Annotated in this window: 21 protein-coding genes and 2 pseudogenes; 12 read left to right on the top strand and 11 right to left on the bottom strand. The window is 69.0% G+C overall.

Annotated features, from left to right (window positions below):
* Positions 1 to 78: 78 nt before the first annotated feature.
* Positions 79 to 2,763 carry an ATP/GTP-binding protein gene (locus CD790_RS33200; protein ID WP_260868081.1) on the top strand — a complete coding sequence of 895 codons (2,685 nt, stop codon included), beginning with the start codon at positions 79 to 81 and terminating at the stop codon, positions 2,761 to 2,763.
* Positions 2,764 to 3,271: 508 nt separating this feature from the next.
* Here the strand turns inward: CD790_RS33200 and CD790_RS33195 are convergent.
* The 3 genes from CD790_RS33195 to CD790_RS33185 all read right to left on the bottom strand — a co-directional run bounded on the left by CD790_RS33195 (position 3,272) and on the right by CD790_RS33185 (position 5,058).
* On the bottom strand, positions 3,272 to 3,577 hold the full coding sequence (locus CD790_RS33195; RefSeq protein WP_144387115.1) for a hypothetical protein: 306 nt from the start codon (positions 3,575 to 3,577) through the stop codon (positions 3,272 to 3,274).
* A gap of 396 nt (positions 3,578 to 3,973) precedes the next feature.
* Complete coding sequence (locus CD790_RS33190; protein ID WP_144387114.1) at positions 3,974 to 4,585, bottom strand: hypothetical protein; 612 nt, start codon at positions 4,583 to 4,585, stop codon at positions 3,974 to 3,976.
* Positions 4,582 to 5,058 carry a hypothetical protein gene (locus CD790_RS33185; RefSeq protein WP_144387113.1) on the bottom strand — a complete coding sequence of 159 codons (477 nt, stop codon included), beginning with the start codon at positions 5,056 to 5,058 and terminating at the stop codon, positions 4,582 to 4,584. The genes CD790_RS33190 and CD790_RS33185 overlap by 4 nt, the downstream gene beginning before the upstream one ends.
* Positions 5,059 to 5,272: 214 nt before the next feature.
* Between CD790_RS33185 and CD790_RS33180 the strand changes: the two genes are divergently transcribed.
* From CD790_RS33180 to CD790_RS33175, 3 genes are all read left to right on the top strand, one after another.
* Entirely contained in the window at positions 5,273 to 5,626 is a 354-nt protein-coding gene (locus tag CD790_RS33180; RefSeq protein WP_144387112.1) for a hypothetical protein, read from the top strand.
* Positions 5,521 to 6,183 carry a DUF6233 domain-containing protein gene (locus CD790_RS37065; RefSeq protein WP_399218648.1) on the top strand — a complete coding sequence of 221 codons (663 nt, stop codon included), beginning with the start codon at positions 5,521 to 5,523 and terminating at the stop codon, positions 6,181 to 6,183. The genes CD790_RS33180 and CD790_RS37065 overlap by 106 nt, the downstream gene beginning before the upstream one ends.
* 322 nt (positions 6,184 to 6,505) lie before the next feature.
* Positions 6,506 to 6,940: an ester cyclase gene (locus CD790_RS33175; protein ID WP_144387111.1), complete on the top strand. Its 435-nt coding sequence runs from the start codon at positions 6,506 to 6,508 to the stop codon at positions 6,938 to 6,940.
* A 121-nt stretch (positions 6,941 to 7,061) separates the two neighbouring features.
* Here CD790_RS33175 and CD790_RS33170 read toward each other — a convergent pair whose 3' ends face one another.
* Complete coding sequence (locus CD790_RS33170; protein WP_144387110.1) at positions 7,062 to 7,331, bottom strand: hypothetical protein; 270 nt, start codon at positions 7,329 to 7,331, stop codon at positions 7,062 to 7,064.
* 371 nt (positions 7,332 to 7,702) lie between these two features.
* On the opposite strand from CD790_RS33170, the gene CD790_RS33165 reads away from it, so the two are divergent.
* The 5 genes from CD790_RS33165 (at position 7,703) to CD790_RS33150 (ending at position 10,649) form a co-directional block, all read left to right on the top strand.
* Positions 7,703 to 8,275: an RNA polymerase sigma factor gene (locus CD790_RS33165; protein ID WP_144387109.1), complete on the top strand. Its 573-nt coding sequence runs from the start codon at positions 7,703 to 7,705 to the stop codon at positions 8,273 to 8,275.
* Positions 8,272 to 9,114, top strand: coding sequence for a hypothetical protein (locus tag CD790_RS33160; RefSeq protein ID WP_144387108.1), 843 nt, complete (start codon positions 8,272 to 8,274; stop codon positions 9,112 to 9,114). Before CD790_RS33165 ends, CD790_RS33160 begins: the two co-directional genes overlap by 4 nt.
* Positions 9,115 to 9,367: 253 nt before the next feature.
* Entirely contained in the window at positions 9,368 to 9,544 is a 177-nt protein-coding gene (locus CD790_RS35075; protein WP_186319384.1) for a hypothetical protein, read from the top strand.
* A 336-nt stretch (positions 9,545 to 9,880) separates the two neighbouring features.
* A complete protein-coding gene (locus CD790_RS33155; protein WP_144387107.1) occupies positions 9,881 to 10,345 on the top strand; it encodes a hypothetical protein in 465 nt (154 codons plus the stop codon).
* Between the two features lie 13 nt (positions 10,346 to 10,358).
* Positions 10,359 to 10,649 (top strand): hypothetical protein, encoded by a 291-nt coding sequence (locus tag CD790_RS33150; protein WP_186319383.1) that lies wholly within the window; start codon positions 10,359 to 10,361, stop codon positions 10,647 to 10,649.
* A gap of 746 nt (positions 10,650 to 11,395) precedes the next feature.
* On the opposite strand, the gene CD790_RS33140 is transcribed toward CD790_RS33150, so the two are convergent.
* The 3 genes from CD790_RS33140 to CD790_RS36465 all read right to left on the bottom strand — a co-directional run bounded on the left by CD790_RS33140 (position 11,396) and on the right by CD790_RS36465 (position 12,939).
* On the bottom strand, positions 11,396 to 11,740 hold the full coding sequence (locus CD790_RS33140; protein WP_144387105.1) for a hypothetical protein: 345 nt from the start codon (positions 11,738 to 11,740) through the stop codon (positions 11,396 to 11,398).
* A 201-nt stretch (positions 11,741 to 11,941) separates the two neighbouring features.
* Positions 11,942 to 12,640, bottom strand: a complete 699-nt coding sequence (locus CD790_RS33135; protein ID WP_260868080.1) for a helix-turn-helix domain-containing protein — start codon at positions 12,638 to 12,640, stop codon at positions 11,942 to 11,944.
* Between the two features lie 80 nt (positions 12,641 to 12,720).
* Entirely contained in the window at positions 12,721 to 12,939 is a 219-nt protein-coding gene (locus tag CD790_RS36465) for a hypothetical protein (RefSeq protein WP_260868079.1), read from the bottom strand.
* 417 nt (positions 12,940 to 13,356) lie between these two features.
* On the opposite strand from CD790_RS36465, the gene CD790_RS37060 reads away from it, so the two are divergent.
* Positions 13,357 to 13,716 carry a DUF6233 domain-containing protein gene (locus CD790_RS37060; RefSeq protein WP_222108343.1) on the top strand — a complete coding sequence of 120 codons (360 nt, stop codon included), beginning with the start codon at positions 13,357 to 13,359 and terminating at the stop codon, positions 13,714 to 13,716.
* A gap of 68 nt (positions 13,717 to 13,784) precedes the next feature.
* Positions 13,785 to 14,068: pseudogene (locus CD790_RS36460) on the top strand (site-specific integrase); the annotation flags it as partial.
* 126 nt (positions 14,069 to 14,194) lie between these two features.
* Here the strand turns inward: CD790_RS36460 and CD790_RS33125 are convergent.
* Positions 14,195 to 15,130: a S9 family peptidase gene (locus tag CD790_RS33125; protein WP_260868078.1), complete on the bottom strand. Its 936-nt coding sequence runs from the start codon at positions 15,128 to 15,130 to the stop codon at positions 14,195 to 14,197.
* A 109-nt stretch (positions 15,131 to 15,239) separates the two neighbouring features.
* Between CD790_RS33125 and CD790_RS33120 the strand changes: the two genes are divergently transcribed.
* The gene (locus CD790_RS33120) at positions 15,240 to 15,830 is read left to right on the top strand and encodes a helix-turn-helix domain-containing protein (RefSeq protein ID WP_144387103.1); all 591 of its coding nucleotides are present in this window, start codon (positions 15,240 to 15,242) and stop codon (positions 15,828 to 15,830) included.
* Between the two features lie 89 nt (positions 15,831 to 15,919).
* On the opposite strand, the pseudogene CD790_RS33115 reads toward CD790_RS33120, so the two are convergent.
* From CD790_RS33115 to CD790_RS35070, 3 genes and pseudogenes are all read right to left on the bottom strand, one after another.
* Positions 15,920 to 16,120 (bottom strand): annotated as a pseudogene (locus CD790_RS33115) (Tn3 family transposase); the annotation flags it as partial.
* A 368-nt stretch (positions 16,121 to 16,488) separates the two neighbouring features.
* Complete coding sequence (locus CD790_RS33110) at positions 16,489 to 17,172, bottom strand: GNAT family N-acetyltransferase (protein ID WP_144387102.1); 684 nt, start codon at positions 17,170 to 17,172, stop codon at positions 16,489 to 16,491.
* A 1,222-nt stretch (positions 17,173 to 18,394) separates the two neighbouring features.
* Positions 18,395 to 18,652 (bottom strand): hypothetical protein (locus CD790_RS35070; RefSeq protein ID WP_186319382.1); only part of this gene is annotated, 258 nt, incomplete at its 5' end.

The raw sequence follows: 18,652 nt of genomic DNA, 5'->3' as shown, positions 1-18,652 counted from the left end.
CGCCGATCAGGACTGTCCCCGAAGGCCAACACGCGGCGGGCATAGTTAGAGACTGTTGAGCATCTACCAGGGGGCGTGATGGAACGGGATCTGCGGGCGCTGTTCAGCACCAACGACCGCAGCTTGACGGCGGTGGAGGCGTTCACCAACCGCGAGGCGCAGTGGGAGTTCGTCATCGCAGCCCTCGTCGCGCACCTGCGGCACACCGCCGAGCCCGCCTTCGACGTCGAGGACTTGGAGAGCCCGCGCAACAACGTGCTGGTCTTCCACGGTGTCGGCGGGATCGGCAAGACGGCCCTGTCACGGAAACTGGAGGCAGCGCTCGCTGCCGCAGAGCGGCGGCCGCCACAGTGGGGCGAGCCCGCCTGGTCCCGGGAGCGGCTGATACCCGTCCGCATCGACCTGGCCCGTTCGGCCGGAACCGACTTCGAGCAGCTGGTGCTGACGATCCGGGCCGCGCTCGCCGAACTCGGCCGCCCGCTGCCCGCCTTCGACGTGGCGCTGCGCCGCTACTGGGATCACCAGCACCCGGGCGAGCCGCTGGAGGAGTACCTGCGCCGCGGCGGCTTGGCTGGCCGGTTCGGACAGGCGATGCCGCAGCAGATGCAGTCCGCCATGGCCGACGTCGCCCAGGCCCTGTTGCTGCCCGGCACCGTCGGCACGGCGATCGGCCAGGTCACCGGCTCACTCGTCCGAGCCCTGCGCGAGCGGCGCCAGACCGTGCGGGCGCTGGCCCGCTGTGCCCGGCTCGCGGACCTGCTGGAAGTCGAGCCGGACGTCGACGCGCTGTCGTTCTACCCGCATCTGCTCGCGTGGGAGCTCGCCCAGCTCCCGGCGGACAAGCGCGTCACGCCGGTGATCCTGCTGGACACATTCGAGGATGTCGGAGATCGCTACAACCGCGACCTGGAGCGCCTGGTCCAGCGCGTGGTGTGGCTCATGCCGAACGCGTTCTTCGTCGTCACCGGCCGGTCCCGCCTGCAGTGGGCCGAGCCCAAGCTCCATGACGAGCTCGACCACGCCGGGCCCACGTACTGGCCCGGCCTGGCTGCCTCAGCCGTCGTCCCACCCACCCGTACCGCGACCACGGCAGGCGCGCATCGGAGCGCTGGGCGGCAGGTGCTGGTCGGGGACTTCTCCCCCGAGGACTGCGACGACTACCTCGCCCGCCGCCTCGCCCGCGGCGGCCAGCCGCTCATCGCCAGCGGGATCCGCCAGGTCATCACCGACCGCTCCCACGGCCTCCCCCTCTACCTGGACCTCTCGGTGACGCGGTTCCTCGAGATCCGCCGCACCGGTCGCGAGCCGGCCCCGGCCGACTTCGACCACGACTTCCCCGCGCTGATCGCCCGCACGCTCTCCGACCTCACCCCCGACGAGCGGCACGTCCTGCGCGCGGTCAGCCTGCTCGACGCCTTCAACCTGCCGCTGGCCACCCGGGCAGCCGGCCTGCGGCAGGAGGCGCCGGCGATGCGGCTGATCGAGCGGCCCTTTGTCCGGGTGAACCCGTTTGGGCTGTGGCCCTACCATCTCCACGCTCTGATCCGCTCCACCGTCCGGGATGCCGCCGACCAGACCGATGACCGCTGGAGCCCCGGCGACTGGCGCCAGGCCGCCGAGCGGGCCTTGACCGCGCTCGGCGAGCAGTGGACCGCCAGCACCGGGCGGAACCGGCTGCTGCTGGTCGGCTGCCTGCGCCAGGGTCTGACCTTGGCCCGCGACTTCCGGCTCGACCTCGGCTGGCTCGCCGACGCCGCCTGGGCCTATGTCAGCGACTCCGTATGGGAGCCGGTCGCCCCACCCGCACGACCCGGCGTCATCGGCGGCCTGGAGACACCGGCAGGTGCCCTGGTGGAGCTCCTCAGCGCGCTCGCCCGCCGCCAGCACGAAAACCGCGACCGGACCGCCGGCCGGCTCGCCGCCGTCGTCAACACCAGGCTGCTCCCGGCCGACCTGCACGAGATGGCCATCTACTACCTCGCCAAGGCCCATCGCGACCTCGGCCGCAGCACCGACTCGCGACACGGCATGCGACTCGTCGCGGGAGGCGGCGGTCGCCTCGCGCCCGCCGCCCGCCGCGGACTTGCTCACCTCGCCCGCATCGACGGCGACTTCCCCACCGCCCACGAAGCCGCGCGCACCCTCGGCTGGGCCGGCCGCCACCACCGCGTCGACGGCGACATCTGGTGGCCCCACGGCGACATGCACCGCGCCGCCACCGCATACGAAGCCGCCCGCACCGAGGCCGAGCAGCACGGCATCGCCGGCGAACGCGCCACCAGCCAGGCCCAGCGCGCCCTCGCTCTCGCCTTCGCCGACCCTGACCTCGCCGACGACGAACTCGACCTCACCGAGCAACTCCTGACCGGGCTCGACCTGCGCGCCACCACCCTCACCACGAAGATCGCCGCCCTCGTCCGGGACGCCGGCACCGACCGCAACATCGAAGACCGCGCCCACGTCCTGCGGGCCGAGATCGACGTCGCCGGACTCGTCGCCGCCGAGGGCATGCTGGAACTGGCCCTGTGCTTCCACCACGCCGTGCGCGCCGACGAGACCGCGGTCACCGACTCCATCACCCACCTGCGCAACCTCACACAGGTTGGCGACTACGCGTACTACGTCGACATCGCCCACTACATGGCCGGCCTCGTCCCACCCGACCCCTCGCCTGCGGCCTGGCTCGACGGGCAGGACGCGGTCCGCGCCCGCTGGCACCAGCTCGTCCAAGCCCGGCGAGCCCGCCTCGACACCACCGGGTAAGGAGGGCTTCTTCGCCCGGCCGATGCCGGGCGGCATGCAGAAGGGTTCGGCGGGAACGATTCCCACCGAACCCTTCCAGCTCCGCGGCAGCTATGCCGCCGCAGTGAGATGAGCTTGCGCTCGGGTCGGTGCCGCCAGAAGTGCTGCTGGCACCATGCCGCTGCGGCGCAGGCCCCGGTGCCAGACGCGTCGGAGGCCCGGATCCGCGCGGATCCGGGCCTCCGACGTTTGGTGCTGGTCACCGAAATGATCACTTCTTCTGAGCGTCGGCCCCGCCGATCCGGCTCTCGATCCGGGTCAGCTGCTCGGTCATGGACATCTGTCCCACCATGAGCTGGCCGAGGAGCTCGGCGACATTCTGCATAGTGCGGCTCTGCGCTTCGAGGGCCGTGCTGTGGGTATCGATCACCTTGCCGTGCTCGACCTGGGTCTCGCGCAGGGCATTGAGGACCTGGGTGTGACGTGCAAAGTTGTCCGCCTCTTGATCTCGCAGCGGCTGTGGCGCTGATCAGCTGGCGTTCGGGTCCTTGCCGACCAGCGCCGACAGCAGCTCGATGATCTGTGCCTGGTTCCGGTCCATCTTCTCTTCGAGGGCATCGAAGCGAGCGTTGACCTTGGTGAATCCGTCGCGAACCTCGCGGCGCAGCGCGGCCTGGCCCTCGATGACGGCCGCGAAGTTGCCGCCAGTCTGCACCTGCAGCGCCTCGACACGGTCCTCAACCGCTTCGACGCGCCGGGTCAGCGCGTCGATCTCGTTCTGCTCGATGCGGTCCTCGGCCACGCGGGGCTCCCCCAGGTCATGTGCGGTGGTCATCAGGCCCTCCACGATATCGCGCCCGTACGGGGCCGTACCCCGCCTGTTCGGCCCCGGACCTGGCTGGCTGGCTCGGCGTCGAACGGGGACGCCCGTCGCCGAACAGCGCCTTCGGCTCCCGGAGCCGTCCTCTGACCTGCCGTTCCGCCGCTTTCGCGGGTCGCCGGATCAACCGCTGGCGGCTTCTTTGCCGCCTGGCGCGCGGACCTCGCTCGAGGATCTCCCCCGGTCTGTGGTCAACCTGGGACAGCGACCGGTCAAGCTGGCCAACGACGCGGCATAGGGCGACAAGCCCCCGTGCGGAAGGGGCTCGGCGAGGGCGACGTCTGGCCGAGCCCCTTCTCTACGCCTTCCGCCTCGACCATGCGGCGGTGATCAGGCCGCCTCCACTGAGCCCTACCAGTTGGTCAGGTCCACGGACAGGTCGCAGTGTGGATCGTCCGGGGCCGGCTGATGCCGCTCGGCTTCCTCGATGAGGGTGGGGAGCGAGGCGATCAGCGCGGTAGGTGTGCTGGTCAGGCGGATGTCGGCCCCGACGATGTCTGAGTGGCCGGGAGGCTGCACGTACAGGCGCAGCAGGTTGGGGCCCTTCATGAGGAAGCCGATGAGGAAGGGATTCTCGTCGTCGCCGGGGTCGGTCAGGGCGCGCAGGACGGTGAGCGCCTGCTCCTGTTCGGGCTCCGGCGCCGGAGTGATCTTCTCCGGGTGGAGGCGGATGAGCGTCATCCCCATGACGGTGCTGACGTCGTCGCTGCTGTAGTGCTGGGTTCCGGCCAATGCCGTGCGCAGGATGCCGGGGATGAAGGCGGGGGCCACGGTGTCGTGGGGGATCTCGTAGAGGAAGGTGGCGCCGCTCTCGTCGTCGCCGGCGTGGACGGCGATCCGTGCGGCGGCGGGGGCGGGCAGGACTCCGCGCAGGCGGCAGCCCTCGGCGATAGGTGCGTTCAGGTAGTAGAGCAGCAGACGGCTGACGGCCGCCTGCTGCTCTACGTCTTCGAGGTGGGTCACTCGTTCATCCAAGCAGGGCACTTGTTGCGCGGTTGGTTACGGCAGAAGGCGTTGACGACGCCGATCTTCTGTCCCTTACCGGCGTCGTACCTCTTGTCCTTGGTGCGACGCGTGTACTGGACGATGACAACGAAATCGACCTGCGCTGGCTTGGGCCCTGTCCTGATGGCGACGCCGTCGTATTCCAGGCGCCCGTGGTGGTCGTCGCGGTCGACCTTGCCTCGAATGGCCGCGCCGAGGATCCCACATTTGCGGATGTTGTGGCGGTAGGTGAAGTGCTTCCAGCCCAGCTCGCCATTGCCCCATCGGGTGACGATGTCGCGTCCCTCAGGGTCCTCCTCCCGGCAGTGGACTCTCTTGTCCCAGTCAGGCATCGGGTCCGGACCCGGTCGGGCCTGCGCGGAGTGCGCAGTGCCGGCCAGCAAGGTCGCCGCGGTCACGACCGTGGTGGCCACCGCAGTGAATCTCTTCATGACGTTGATCCCACCATGGTGAGATCACACCTAACAGGGGATTCTGAGACGAACTAGCCCTCGAAATAGGGGAGTTAGTCCGAATGGAACCCGCCCCAATGCCTACCCCGAGACGCCCGCGTCCACATACGTGGAGGCGGTGAGACCTGCTTGAAGGTCGACGGTCGCACCGGTTGGGAGCCGGCCCTTAATCGAACGGGCGTATGATTTTGGTGTGGCTCAAACGTACGACTTTCCTGATGCTCTCCGCGACGCCCAGCTCCAGCTCCACCAGGTCCGGGCCGAGCTGTCCGCGCTGCTGAGCTCGCTGCCGTGGTCCGTCGAGCCCCACGACGGCTGGAGCGACCCGGCTGACCGTTGGGGCCGCTCCGAGCGCCCCGCCTCCCCGGGCTGGACCGACGAGGAGAAGCAGGCCGTCGCCGCTCTGCGTGGGCGCGAGAAGGAACTGACCGTCGCCGTCGTATGCGATCCCCTCTGGAACAAGCTGACGGGCTCGGACCTGGTCGAGGCGAGGATGGCCATCAAACACGCCCACGAGCAGCCGACCGACGAAGCCGCGGAGGCGTAGCGGTCATGCGCGGGCCCTCGGGGACGGGGCAGGGCGAGGACCAGGTCGGCCGTCCATCGGCGCCTCCGGTGCGTGTCCGTCTCCCTGACGGGCAGGAGATCACCGGTCGACTCCTGCGTCGGTGGCAGGGCCGGGAGGGGCTCTGGTTCTACGAGTGTGAGGTGGCCCTGTGGGCCGGCGCCGAGGTCGGTGGACGTGACGTGGCCGAGCCGGCGGACGTCACCTTCACCGCTCCCGCCAGCCATGTGGCACCTGTACCTGGCGTGTCGTATGAAGGGGTGCCGCTCCGGCGGCACCCCGCAGTGATCGCCCGTGCCCGGACCGGCAGCCGACACGCTCGCCCGCGGCCGGACGCCGCCGGCGACACCGAGCGCTGGTCGGTCGAAGAGCCCCGCCGCTCTGCTGATGCGCCGCCGCGGACGATCGTCCACCGCGACGGGTGCTTCACCGCTCGGGGCCCGGCCAAGCTGACCACCGCCCAGGCCCTCGCGGCCCTTCGCCGCCCTGGGGCGGAGGCGTGCCCGGCATGCGGCGCCGAGCGCCTCCTCACACGCTGATCAGCGGCACCGTCTTCTACTCACTCGCACAGGGCGAAGCGGTCACGATCGGCGCGGACGACGACGCCGCGGACGCCCAGCGGCCGGGTCGTCGGCGGCCACGGTCCGCAGCGGCCGGTGCGTCGAGCTGGACGAGCTCTTGCTCGCCACATCAGGCAACGGTCGCCTGCCATTCGGTGCGCGGAGTCGCCTGCGTAGCCGCTTCTGAGTGAATGTCCGCGGTGTGCCGGCAGGTCATGGACATGGACATGGGGCCGATGGGTGACGCTCCGGGCTGTATGTGCTGTTCCGGCGCCATGAAGCGACACGTAGAGAGGTTCCGGTGTCCGCAGAGGAGAACAAGAGGCTGGTTCGCCGCTTCTACCAGGAGATTGACGAGGGCCATCTGGATGCCATGGACGAGCTCGTGGCCGAAGACTACAAGGACCACTCGCCACCACCGTTTCCAGGTCTCGCACCCGGTCGCGAGGGGCTCAAGCAGGCGTTCCGCCTGTTCTGGGACGCCACACCCGGAACCCACGCAATCGAAGACCAGATCGCGGAGGGCGACAAGGTCGTCACTCGGCTGACGGCCCGCGGAGTACATGAAAAGGATCTCCCGGGCATTCCTGCCACCGGTAAGCCGATCACGATGACCGCGACGGTGATTCATCGCATCGAGAACGGCAAGCTAGCTGAAAAGTGGTCAGACAAAGACCTCCTTGGCTTCCTTCAGCAGCTCGGCGTCATGCCGACGTCCGGCGGAGCATCGGGATAGCCCAGGGCGGCACCGTGAGCCGAGCGGGCCTGTTCAGGCAAGGAACCTCGAGGCGCCCTGCGGGGATACAACGCGCCACCCCAGGTCCTGTGCCTTGTAGTCCTGACCTGAATCTTCTGGTCTAGGAGCACGTCTTACCGATCGCCTCGTGTAGCAGCTCCACGGTGGACGTGATCACGGTTTTCGTGTCGTCGTCGGCGGTACGGGAGGCCTCCTCCAGCAGAACGACGGCGGCCCGCAGGACACCCACATGAACCGGGACGGTGCGCAGCCCTGCGAGGGCGGATGTGGCCTGATCGGCTGGCGTGGTCGTGGCGGCCTGCGGAATCAGGCTGTTGACTCCGCGGCCGAGCGCGCGGTCACGGGGCTGCTGAGAGGGGGCTGTGGTCACCGGAGAAGTCTCCCAGCCCCGACAGCGAGCGGGTGCGATGGTCCCTGGACTAGGCGACAGGGGTGAGCGGGGCCGCAGGTAACGGAAGGTCGGCATGGGTAGCTCGCGATGCCGGCGGGCGGGTGCGTGTATCGATACGGGGCGCGCGACCCCTGCTGGGGGCGCGTGCCGCGACCCATGCGCGCTTTGCGTCACGCCTCGTGCACGTTACGTGTTCAGATCCGATTAGCTGGCAGTGGGAGTTCAGGGCTCCTGGTGCCAGCGTGGCTGCTGGCACCGACCCGCATACGGGGAGGAAAGATCAAGATGACAGACAGCCTCAGCTCCGCGACCGCCTGGTGCGGTGTGGAGCGTACGGAGGTGCCGGCCCTGTGACGACGCATCAGCCTGATCCATGGGAAGAGCCGGTGGTGCGTGAGGACCTGGCGGCCGTGCTGCCGGTCGACTTCCGCGCCTTCTACTCCCAGCACGTACACGCCTACCTGCGCTACGCCCACATCCAGCTGGGCAGCCGAACCGAGGCCGAACAGGTGGTGGAGGACGTCTTCACCCAGCTGGCTCAGGAATGGGGCCTGGCCCTCCAGCAGCCCAGCGTGGCCGGCTACGCCATGGCGGCGCTGAAAGAAGAGATCAGCCGCCGCATCGAAGAGCGCGGCCGCGGAGTCGCCCTGGTGGAGACCGCCGCGTTCGCGGCGGTCCGCGGCGTGACCCGCATGCGCATGGAGTCGTTGGAGTCGCGACTGGGCCTGTACGCCGCGATCGCCCGACTGCCGGAGCGCCACTACGACGTGGTCGTCCTCCGCTTTGTGCTGGGCTACACCACACCCCGGGTAGCGCACATCATGGGCATCACCCGCGCCACCGTCCGCTCCCACATCCGCGGAGCGCGCCGCCGTCTGGCCCGTGAGCTGGGAATCGACTGGAACGAGAACGAGGGAGTGTGAGCAGCATGGACCGCAAGCCCAGCCGGCACTCGTTCGACCAGGCGCTGGTAGGCGCGGAAGTGCTGGCCGAGGAGTACGCCGACTTCGACGAGCGGGCAATGCTGGACCGGATCGCCCGCCGCGTGGTTTGGGGCCGCGCCTCGGCCATGGAACAGCGCGCCCAGTGGATCCGCACCACCAGCGGCGCGGCCGACCGCGACGCCCTGGCCGGCGGCGCCTGGCCCGTGCGGCGCACCGCCTTGCACGCACGCGCCTCCAGCCAGCTGGAGGCCCTGTCCTCCCACGTCGTACGCGACCGGTCGGCGATCGCCGCCATGGCCCTCCTCGTCGACGACCGCGCCACCATCGAACCCCAGGGCGCGCTGGCGTTCGCGTGCCTGCTCTACCTGGCCGACCGGCACGAGGCCGCCCAGTTCTGGTGGCAGTTCGCCGCCGGCGCCGACTCCGTCACCGCCGCCCACTGCCTCTACCTCCACCACCTCCAGCACGCCGAACCGCACCTGGCCAGCCAATGGCACACCCAAGCCACCACCCTCTACAGGGAAGACCGCGGAGACTGGAGGTTCGACCACCCACCCACACCCGTCGACGGCGACCTCACCGACAACCCCCACGACCCCGCCGCCGACATCCAGGAACTGGAAGACCTCCACGCCCTGCTCAGCGCCCTCAACCCCGAGGCAACCTCCCAGATCAGCGCCCGCTGGCAAGTCTTCAACAGCCCCCTCGCCGACGCCGTAGGGCGCCTGGAAGTCCACAACGACGACGACTTCGGCCAAATCCCCAGACCCGACCCCGACCTCGCAGCCGAACTCTGCGCCGCCTCAACCAGCCGGTAAGACCCCGCCCGCCGCGGATGCGACCAGCTTCTCCGCATCCGCGGCGAGGGACAGCACAAGCAGACCCGGACCGGCCCGCGCCGGCTGCTCCACTTCAGCGATCCACCGATGCCGCTGCCCAAGTGGCTGGCGAACCAGCGCCGCCGCGGCAGAGCCGACGACCTCCACCCGGTGCCGCCGGCCGCGGATGCCCGACAGTCAACAGGGAGAGGCGAGCCGCAGGTGCTATCGCAGGCAAGGGGAGCCTCCGCAAATGACCACGCTCACACTGCTCGTCATCCTGCTGCTCGTCCTGGTCGGCGGGATCGTTTTCGGCAGTCTCGTCTACCTGGCACACCGTCATCCCGACTGGACCCAGCCGCTGATCGTCGGCCTGACCGGCATGGGGTTACTGATCGCGCTGGTGACGGCGATCGTCGCCCGAGGGTAGTGATCTGGTAGGCATCGGTCACTCACCGTAGCAGAACAGGTGCGCAGCCTGGCCGTCTAGGCCGTGGAGGAAGTACGGACAGACCGGAGTCGACGATGGCCGAGTCGTGGCGAGCCGCAAATTTCCAGTTTCGGCGAGAGTGAGTAAACAGATTCTCCGCTCCACGTAAACTCCCCTGGTCAGCATGCCTTGCCTCGACGAACCTATCGACAGGAGCCCAGGCAGAGGCTCCATCAGTTACGACTCAATAGTTACTTTCCCTGTGCTGGTGCAGCTGAAAGGGTGTTTCGGGCTGCCAATAGGCAAACAAGACGGTAACGACGCAAGGGGGAATCAATGCGCGGCACTTCCCGCATACGCTTAGCACTCGTCGCGGCAACTGCAGCTATCTTCACTGCAGGAGCATCCGCCCTGCCCGCGCAGGCAGCGACCAATCCCAACCCGATTAGTTGGAGCATCTACACCACGTTCATCGGGCCGGATGGCGAAGACGCACCCCTCCGGGAGGGCCAGAAGGACGCAGGGAGCATCGACGGTTTCGGCAAGCGCCACATCGAGTCCGGGCATGATGGCCAGATCTCCAGCTGGTCGAACATGAAGGCCGACATCGATTCAACCCTCGATCGCGGCAAGTGTGAAACCAAGGGCAGCAAGATCACCTGCAAGCTGCGAAGCCACACTTTCCGCAACATCCACGCGAACGCGATGAAGGTGGTCTTCACGGAGCGCGTCGACTCTCGCTCACATGATCACCGCCCTGTCGGCATCATCACCGCCTACTATTACGATTGTGGATGCTGAAAACAGTAGAGATATGCTGCACTCCTACGCGGACTACCTCAGGGAATTCAAGGACGAGGTAGAGGCGCAACTGGCAGGAGGACCCGATGAAGGCACTCTTGCCTTGCAGCAGATCACCTTCCGCGAGGACACCCACGGGATCTGGGCAGAAGCCATCGTCACCAGCCTGGGAGCTCCAGAACCCCTCACGCGAAGGCGGCTGGTAATTCCGGTCGACGGGCCCGACAAGGATGGATGGCTGGCCGGGACAATCTTCGCGTCGAGCCTTGTCGAAGACTTCGACAAGGGAAAGTTGATCCAGTAATTCCCCGAACACGTGTCCGTGTTCTCGGTCGGCAACCGGCCGGGAACACGGACGTTTTTACGTCCCCGCCTCGGAATCTGCGCCACGCCAACGCCCGCTCCGCCTCAGTGGGGCGGGCAGTAGGACGTGGGGACCGAGGCGCCGGGTCGTAGCCGCGTGGTCGGTGACCACGCCGGCGGCAGCGGCCCCGGTGTCGCCGCCGGCGGCCCGGGGTCTGGAGAAAGAGTCTGTCACGGACCTGCGGTTCATGCTGACGAACCCGCGCTACGGCACCCCATCGCCCACCCCCGCACCGGGCTGGGAGACTTGCACCGTGACCACGCCCCCCTCACAGCAGTCCCGCGCGCTCGGACGCGGCGTCAGCACCCTAATTCCCCAGACCGCCAGCGCCACCCCGGCCGACCAAGCCACGGCGGCGCTTGCCGCGCTGCGCACGGTCCCGGTCCACGTCGCGTCCTCCAGGCCGCCGTCGTGCTGCTGGAGGACGCATCCCACACGGCTGGCGACGAGGAGACGGCAGCCGCGATCGCCTCCACCGTGGAGCTGCTCCGCCAGGCAATGGACACCGCGTCCGGCGCCCAGGGCCTGTCCGATGGGTCAGGCCCTAGCATGATCACCATGGCATCCGAGGCGGGCACGGCAGTAGTGGCGCGGCGCAGGGGCGTGACAGCCCTCGCTGATCCGGCGGGATGCCGGTGGCGGAACGAGGACCAGCCCCGCACCGGGGTCGAGCTCCCGAGCGTGTGTCAGCGCACCCAGAGCTGATAGTCCGAAAAAGCGCCACCGCACGTGCACCGGAACGACCTCCAATGACCGCTCTCTATGCCGTTGCTGCCGGCTTCGGCGCAGTCGCTGGCCCAGAAGTACTCATCGATGTAGTGCCAGCGGGGGCCGGGCTGGCAACCGGTCGGAGATGGCGTCTTTGCTTCGGAGATCTTCTCGGCGGCTGCTGCCCGAGCGGCCTGTGAGGTGGCGCAGGAACTGCTCTTCTGGATGTGGTCTGCTGTCGTGGCTGCCTGCGCCGGAACAGCGAAGCCACTGATGAGCGCAGCGCCCAGAGCCGCGGCGGGTACGAGCTTCCGGAGTATCATGCGTGCTCCCTTCAACGTGTGCGTGGGAGTGCCTGCCGCAAACCCGTAGGCCACTACGCCGGGAGCATGCCGTGTAATCCCGACGGCTCGCAGCGGCAGGCACGACTGCCCTTGCTCCGGGCAGTCGAGACTCATCTGGCCCTCCCCTGATGGAGAGGCCTTCGGAACCCAGAGTGCCCGGGCGGCATAGTGCTGACCTTGTCATTCCGCGCAGGGTTGTTGACGATTCGCGCACGGCGCGGGTGGCAGGTTTCGGTAGTCCCGCGGTGGTATCCCGTAGGTGGATCGGAACAGGCGGCTGAAGTGGGTGGGGTCGGTGAAGCCCCAGCGAGCGGCGATGGCCTGGATCGGGCGGGCGTTCAGGCGGGGATTGGCCAGGTCGAGGCGGCAGCGTTCCAGACGGCGGCGTATCCAGGCGGCCGGCGATATGTCGTGCTCAGCGAGTAGCTGCTGGAGATGGCGCAGGGAGATGTGGTGGGCGTCCGCGATCGTCTGGGGGGTCATGTCCGGGTTGGGGAGGTGCTGCTCGACGAAGGCGTTGATCTGTGTCCGCAGGGCATTCCGGCGGGTCTCGGGGGTCAGCTCCTTCTCGGCGTCCAGGTGGTGCGCGAGTGTGGATGCCAGGAGGTCCAGGGTGACCGAGGCGAGGGTGGGAATGTCGGCGGGGGCCAATTCACCGGCGCGCGCGTTGAGGTCGGCCAGCCAGCGGGTGAACACTCCGCCCATGCCGCCGCGCCCGCTGATCGGGACGGCGAGCAGGCTCTGCACCGTCTTCTCCGGCAGCGGCAGCATCTGGCGAGGACACTGCACGGTGAATTGAGACAAGCCGTCCGGCAGGTTGTGGCGTTGGGCGTGGTAAGGGCGGCTACTGTCCAGCACCACGACGTCACGGGCACGCAACGCCGTGTCACCCCGGCCTGGGAGAAGGTCCCCTTCCCATCACCAAGAAAGTAGTTGATTAAATACACCTCGGGGTCGGCCTACCGGATCATCTTCGCTGTCTGCATGACTTCCAGATGCGGAAAGGCCGCCGCGCACACCTTGACCTCGCCCAGGCCCAAAACGCGTACCTTGGCTCTGAAGTCGTCGCGATCGTTGCTCCGCAGCCGGTTGCACGGCAACTGCGCTGTGGCTTCCTTCCACAGCGCGAACCGTTCCGGCGCTTCCACGACCTCCGTGCTGAACTCCGTCACCAGCATTTCCAGCCCTCCTCGAAGCCGGGTCCCCAGCAGCTTCGAAACGTGGCACGCGGAGGCGTACCCAGTCCAGCAGCACTCCAGCCACATGCCGGACCGTCTGAACCCGCCCCAGCGCCCAGCACGCCAGCGCTGACCTATCCTGCCGTGATCGAGCGCAGACGGCTGCGCGGCAGCACGGTGGGCTTCGATGGCGCGGCGGTAGCCGTCCGGCGGGGTCCGTCGCGGCGCCGTCGCGGCCACCGTGCTCGGAGTCGCCGAGTAGGCGCCGGATGGCGGGAGAGCGAGAACAGTAGGGCCCGCACACCTTGCCGTGAACGGGACAAAGAGAAGGGGCAGTGGCCAGTGGTGGCGAGTGCCCCTTCAAGTAGGCACCGACTGTACGCCCGAAGGCGGTGAACCCAAAGGGCCCTCGCCGCTATTCCCCGGCACCCGCCGGCACCGCAGCCGACCTCATCGTCATCCACCGCGACCAACGCATGTACGAATGGGAACCCTACGCCCACGCACCCATGCGGTGGCAACAATCGCCCGCGCCTGCGGCGGCCGTCGCGGCCCAGCGAGTCCCCGGCGCCGGTAGAGACCGACGCCGAGCGCTGGTCGGTCGAGGAGCCCCGCCGGCCCCGTGATGCGCCGCCGCGCACGATCGTCCACCACTCCAGCTGTTTCACCATCCAGGGCCCCGCCGAGCTGACCACCGCCCAGGCCGCCCGCGCGCTGCGCCGGCCCGGGGCGAAGGCGTGCCCGGCGTGCGGCGCCGACCGGCTGGCCGCCCACTGAGGTAGGGGCCAGGGCGCCGCTCAGGAGGGTTGTCAGGAGGCTGGCCGCCGCCAGGCGGTCGCCTTCCGCGGCCCTTGCCTGGGCAAAGCGGCTCACCCCGCCGGACTTCGTACGGGCAGGCCCGGATGCTGTGGACGAAACAGACCGCCCGCGGTGGTGGGCCGGGCACGGGCTGGGATCTGCCCGAGTGGCGGCACTCCGGCCTGACCCACCTCGGCGAGAGAGGGGCGAGCCTGCTGATGCTCATGGCCAAGTCGCGGCACAAGAAGTCGGAGATCGTCCGACGCTATTTCCCGCAGAGGCGATCGCCGAGGTCACCAGTTTGCTCGCGCCGAGCGACGACAGGCGTTGAATTCGGCGGTACCCGGCCTGTCGGCGCTGTCGCGAGGGCGAGCGGGGCACATCCCTTGGTACGCGGGGTCGGCAGTGTGCTGGTGCAGGAGGCTGCCGACCGCTGGCTCACAGTCGGCGCGAACGCTCATCTCTGGCCGTGGCTGAGCCAGTGGGCGATGTCGGCAATGACGGCGGGGTCGACATGCTGGGGAGTGCCGTATTCGGCGGGGGTGGATGGTCCCGCGCCGGGGAAGAACAGGTGGTTGTCGGCTTCGTAAACACGGATATCGGCTTCCGGGTGGCCGGCCAGGCCGGTCCGCCATCGCACCAGGTCGTTGGCGACGGTGACCTGGTAGTCGCGTCCTCCTTGGAGGATGAGCATCGGCTTGCTGAGTCCGGCCGCGATTGCGACCGGGTCGTAGTCACGCAGTTCGAGCCAGTACGGCGCGGACAGCCCGAACGGCAGATCCGCTGCGGGGGTCGAGGTCGTGAGCTCCGCGCTGTCGACCAGGGCGGCCTGCCGCTGGAAGGTTTCGATGACCGCGGGTGGGAACTGGTCGGGGAGCACGGTGGCGAGGTAGCTGACGACGCGGACAGCGGCGTGCTGCATCGGCTGTGTGTCACCGGCCATGATCACCAGGCCCGCCACCGTGGGTGCGGCGACGGCGACGGCGGGGGCGACCTTGCCGCCCATGCTGTGTCCGAGGACGAAGACCCGCTCGGGGTCCACCGAGCGGTGGCTACGGAGCAGGCCGATCGCGTCGACGGCATGCGGTACGTATTCCTGCGTCATCGTCAGGTCCGATGCCGCGGCCACATCGCGGTGGGCGTATGTCGCCTTGTCGAAGCGCAGCACCGTCGTCCCGCGGCTGGCGAGTCCCCAGGCCAGGTCCTTGAGTGGTTTGTTCGGCCCGCTGGTCTCGTCGCGGTCGAACGGTCCGCCACCGGCGAGCAGCACAACGCCGGGGCCGGGCGCCTTCCCGCGGGGGACGCTCACCGTGCCTGAGACCGCCAATGGGCCGGTGCCGATGGTGACCTCGTGCTCGCTGAAGCGGTCGGGCTCGGCATAGGGCGGTGGCATCCAAGCGAGTTCTGGGCCGGTCATGGACTCTGTCGCAGAGCCGTCGGGCATCCCATCACAACCTTTCTCAATGGATGCGAACGGTAGCATGACGTGAGATCATTGAGGGATGGATGCTTTCGAACTCTTGGCCCACCCGGTGCGGTTGCGAGTGGTTCATGCGATGCGCGGCGGTAGGGAACTGACCACCGCCGACCTGTGCGACCGCATCCGGGACGTCTCGAAGGCCACGGTCTACCGGCACGTCGACCTACTCGCAGCCGGCGGGGTCCTGGAAGTCGCCCGGGAGCGGCGCGTGCGCGGCGCGGTCGAGCGCCGCTACCGGCTGCGCCGCGACCGCGCGGGGATCAATACAGCAACGGCCAATTCACTCTCGCTCGACGACCATCGCAGCGCATTCGCCGCCGCTCTGGCGGTCCTGACTGCCGAATTCACCGCGTATCTCGACCGCGGCACAGCCGACCCGGTAGCCGACCAGGTCGGCTACCGGCAGCATGCCGTCTGGCTCAGCCCTGGGGAACTGCACGGGATGATCGACGGGATGCGGGAGGCAATCGCCCCCCACCTGGCCAACGAGCCATCACCCGACCGCACGCAGTACCTGATCAGCCCGATCCTCTTCCCCGTCGAAGCGCCGCCGACCGAGACCGGCACCGACAACACCGCCGCGGGCAGCCAGAACCCGGGACCCGGCATCTGAGCCAGGTCCACCACTGTCCCCGTGCCCGGTATGGCCCGAAGCCCAAGCCGCACGACCAATTCCGCCACCGAGAATGCTGATGCACCTTCCTACCCATCATCGGCGGTATCGGGGGCCCGCAGCAGGCGCAGGCCGCCAGGCAGGTCGGGCAGCTGGAACCAGTACCGGCCGAGCATGTTGACGTGATGCCGTACGAACGGCGAGAGGCGGGCCACGTCCTGGTCGCGGACGTCGAAATCGTTCACCCGCAGCTGGGTTACCGCCGCGCCCATGTACCGGGTGGTGCAGAGGGTATCCGGGGCAAACGAGTGAACGGGTGCCGTTCGTGCAGGTAGAACGCTTGCGGACGCGTCTGCAAGAGATCGGTGTCAGGCGGTCTTGGAGTGGGCGGTATGCCGGGGCCGAGGCGGCGTCGCAGTTCGAGGTTCTCGCTCTGGGCGGCTTCGAGGGCCTGTCGCAGGGCCCGGACCTCGTCGCGGTGCTGACGCTTGAGCTCGGCGAGCTGGGCGGTGAGAGTGCGACGACGCTGCTGGGCGAGTCGTCGGGCAGCTGTGCGGGCGGCCGCGGCGGATGGTTCCGCTGCTGGGACCTCAGCAGCCCGACTGCGGGCACACGGCGATGGTCACCCCGGAGGCCGCGGCGAAGAAGCGGGGGCGTCCTACTTGTTGGAGGGAACCACCGGCCCCTGGGCGATCAGGACGTCGGCTTCGTGGTGCCAGCCCAGGGAGGAGTAGAGGCGCTGGCCTTCCTCACTGGCAATGAGAAGACCAGTACGGGCGCCGTGGGCCACGGCGGCCTCCGCCAGAGCGCTCATCATGGCGCGGCCCAGGCCGCGTCGGCGGTGCGCCGGGTCCGTCTCGATGCGATCGGCGATCGCATCGGCGCCGACCACGGCGATGGCGCCGCGCGCCGCAACCTCTCCGGAGGGGCCATGGAGGGAGACGACCGTGACTGCTCCCTCCGTGCGGACCTCGCGCTCGTACGGCGCGGCGGGCGCGTGCTGCGGGTGCTCGGTCAGATCGGTCGTCATGAACCACTCGGACCGGTGGAGCAACTCCAGTCCGGCAGCGCTGACGACGGCTTCGACGGCGCCTGGGCGCAGCGTAGGAACCGTGAGCCAGGTGATCTGCTGCGCGGCGGCGACGGCTGCCGCCAGCCGTGCCAAGGACTCGGGCTCCTCATCCGCACGCAGCGCGAACACCTCGACCTCACGGCCGGGTTGGTCGCACTTGGACCGCAGGCCGTCCCCAGCTGACTCGACCGGCTCGGCCTCGGGCAGGGAGCGAGCCACGGTCCAGCCGCTCAGCCAACGTCGTATCAGCCCTGATTCGATCTTCGCCATCCGGCGATTAGAACATGACCGCAACCGGTGGACGGGCGAACAACCATCCCCCGTCGTCCGCCGCCCTCCGTGTGCCCGTCAGTCTGAAACCGGCATTGTCCGTCCCGGCCCGCGGCCTGCGCCCGCTGCGCGACCCGGACGCCCCCAGGCTGGACGACGAGGACGATGGAGCAGAGGGCTCCCCGGTGCGGGGAATCCCGGATGCCCCACGAGTAGGACCGCGTATTCGCTGGTCACGGAGCTGGAGCGGGCACACCGGCCCCGGGGGACTCACGCTTTCGGCGGGCTGGTTCGCGCTCTGCTCGACCCGGCCGACGTGGACGCCGATGAACAGGAGAGACGAGCCTGGGGGCTCCCCGCCGGTCGAGCTGGCGGGGAGCCCTTCATTCAGGGAGCGCAGGTCATCCCAAGGTGGTCAGCTCAGCCGCGGCCGTCGCACGCCTTGCAGTCGCCGCTGCCCCGGCAGCTGTCGCACTTCCACACACCTCGGTAGCCGGAGCCATCGCAGGTGGTGCACTTTCCATCGCCCTTGCAGCGCTGGCACTTGTTCCACATGGTGAGACCTCTTCTCGTTACTGTCTTGTCGGTTGATGTCGTTGGTCGGCAGGTAGCGTCTGGTTAGCCGCAGCCGTCGTGCGTCGTTGCAGCTCGCGCAGGCGCACCAGCACCATCTGATGCGGCAACCGGCGCTACCGCGGGCCGAGCGCTCGCCTTCGCTCTTTCCCGCTTAGAGCTCCTAACGCAACACGGTTCGCAGGCGTCGCCTGCAGATCGCGGGCCCGACGGCGAGGACTGGACGCTGGTCGACGTGGCCTGCCCGGACCCGTGCCGACTGCGGGCCTGGGCGGAGGAACTGGCCCTGCTGGTCTCCTCCCATGCTGACCTCGATGCCCTCGCAGGCCGGGCGTGGGCGCCCTTCCAGGAAACGCGTGCTGCCAGCGCCCGTCAGCCCGTAGCCCGCCCGCGGCGCCGCGGGCGCGGGGACCGCAGCCGGCGCCAGGGCAGCGAGAACAGATCCAGGCAGGGGACCCGGACGGCCGGTCATCCGGCTCTGCTGGGGTTCTTCGAGGGGTTCGAGACCGTGGTGTTGGCGAAACCCCCTGACAACTGGTGATCTAGCAGTTACGTTCCGTCAATATTTTGTGTTCCGGGACGCGGGAGGCGGTTGGGACGGCGTAGGGGGTGAGAGCGTCGAGCTCTCCCCGGCTCCCGGGCACGACCTTCAAGGGCCGCTGCCCGGTAGGTTCACGGCGCCCAGCAGCGTGCGGGCTGCGACACGCCGGGCCTCTCCCCGCCAGATCCCCCGGCCAGCGGTGGCGCCCGGCACGATTCCCGGCTGGCTACCCCACCCTCCCCCGGCCAGCCCGCCGCGCTCCAGGGCGTGCAGGGTCTTCTCGCTGGCGCCGTCCACCCGCCCCCGCAAACGCGCGAAGACGCTGAACACCCCGTCCGGCACCAGGCCCGTCCCGATGCCCGGTAC

Source organism: Streptomyces sp. SAJ15, assembly GCF_007595705.1.
In the GTDB taxonomy this organism is placed as follows: domain Bacteria; phylum Actinomycetota; class Actinomycetes; order Streptomycetales; family Streptomycetaceae; genus Streptomyces.
This window is presented reverse-complemented; position numbering and strand designations above follow the sequence as displayed.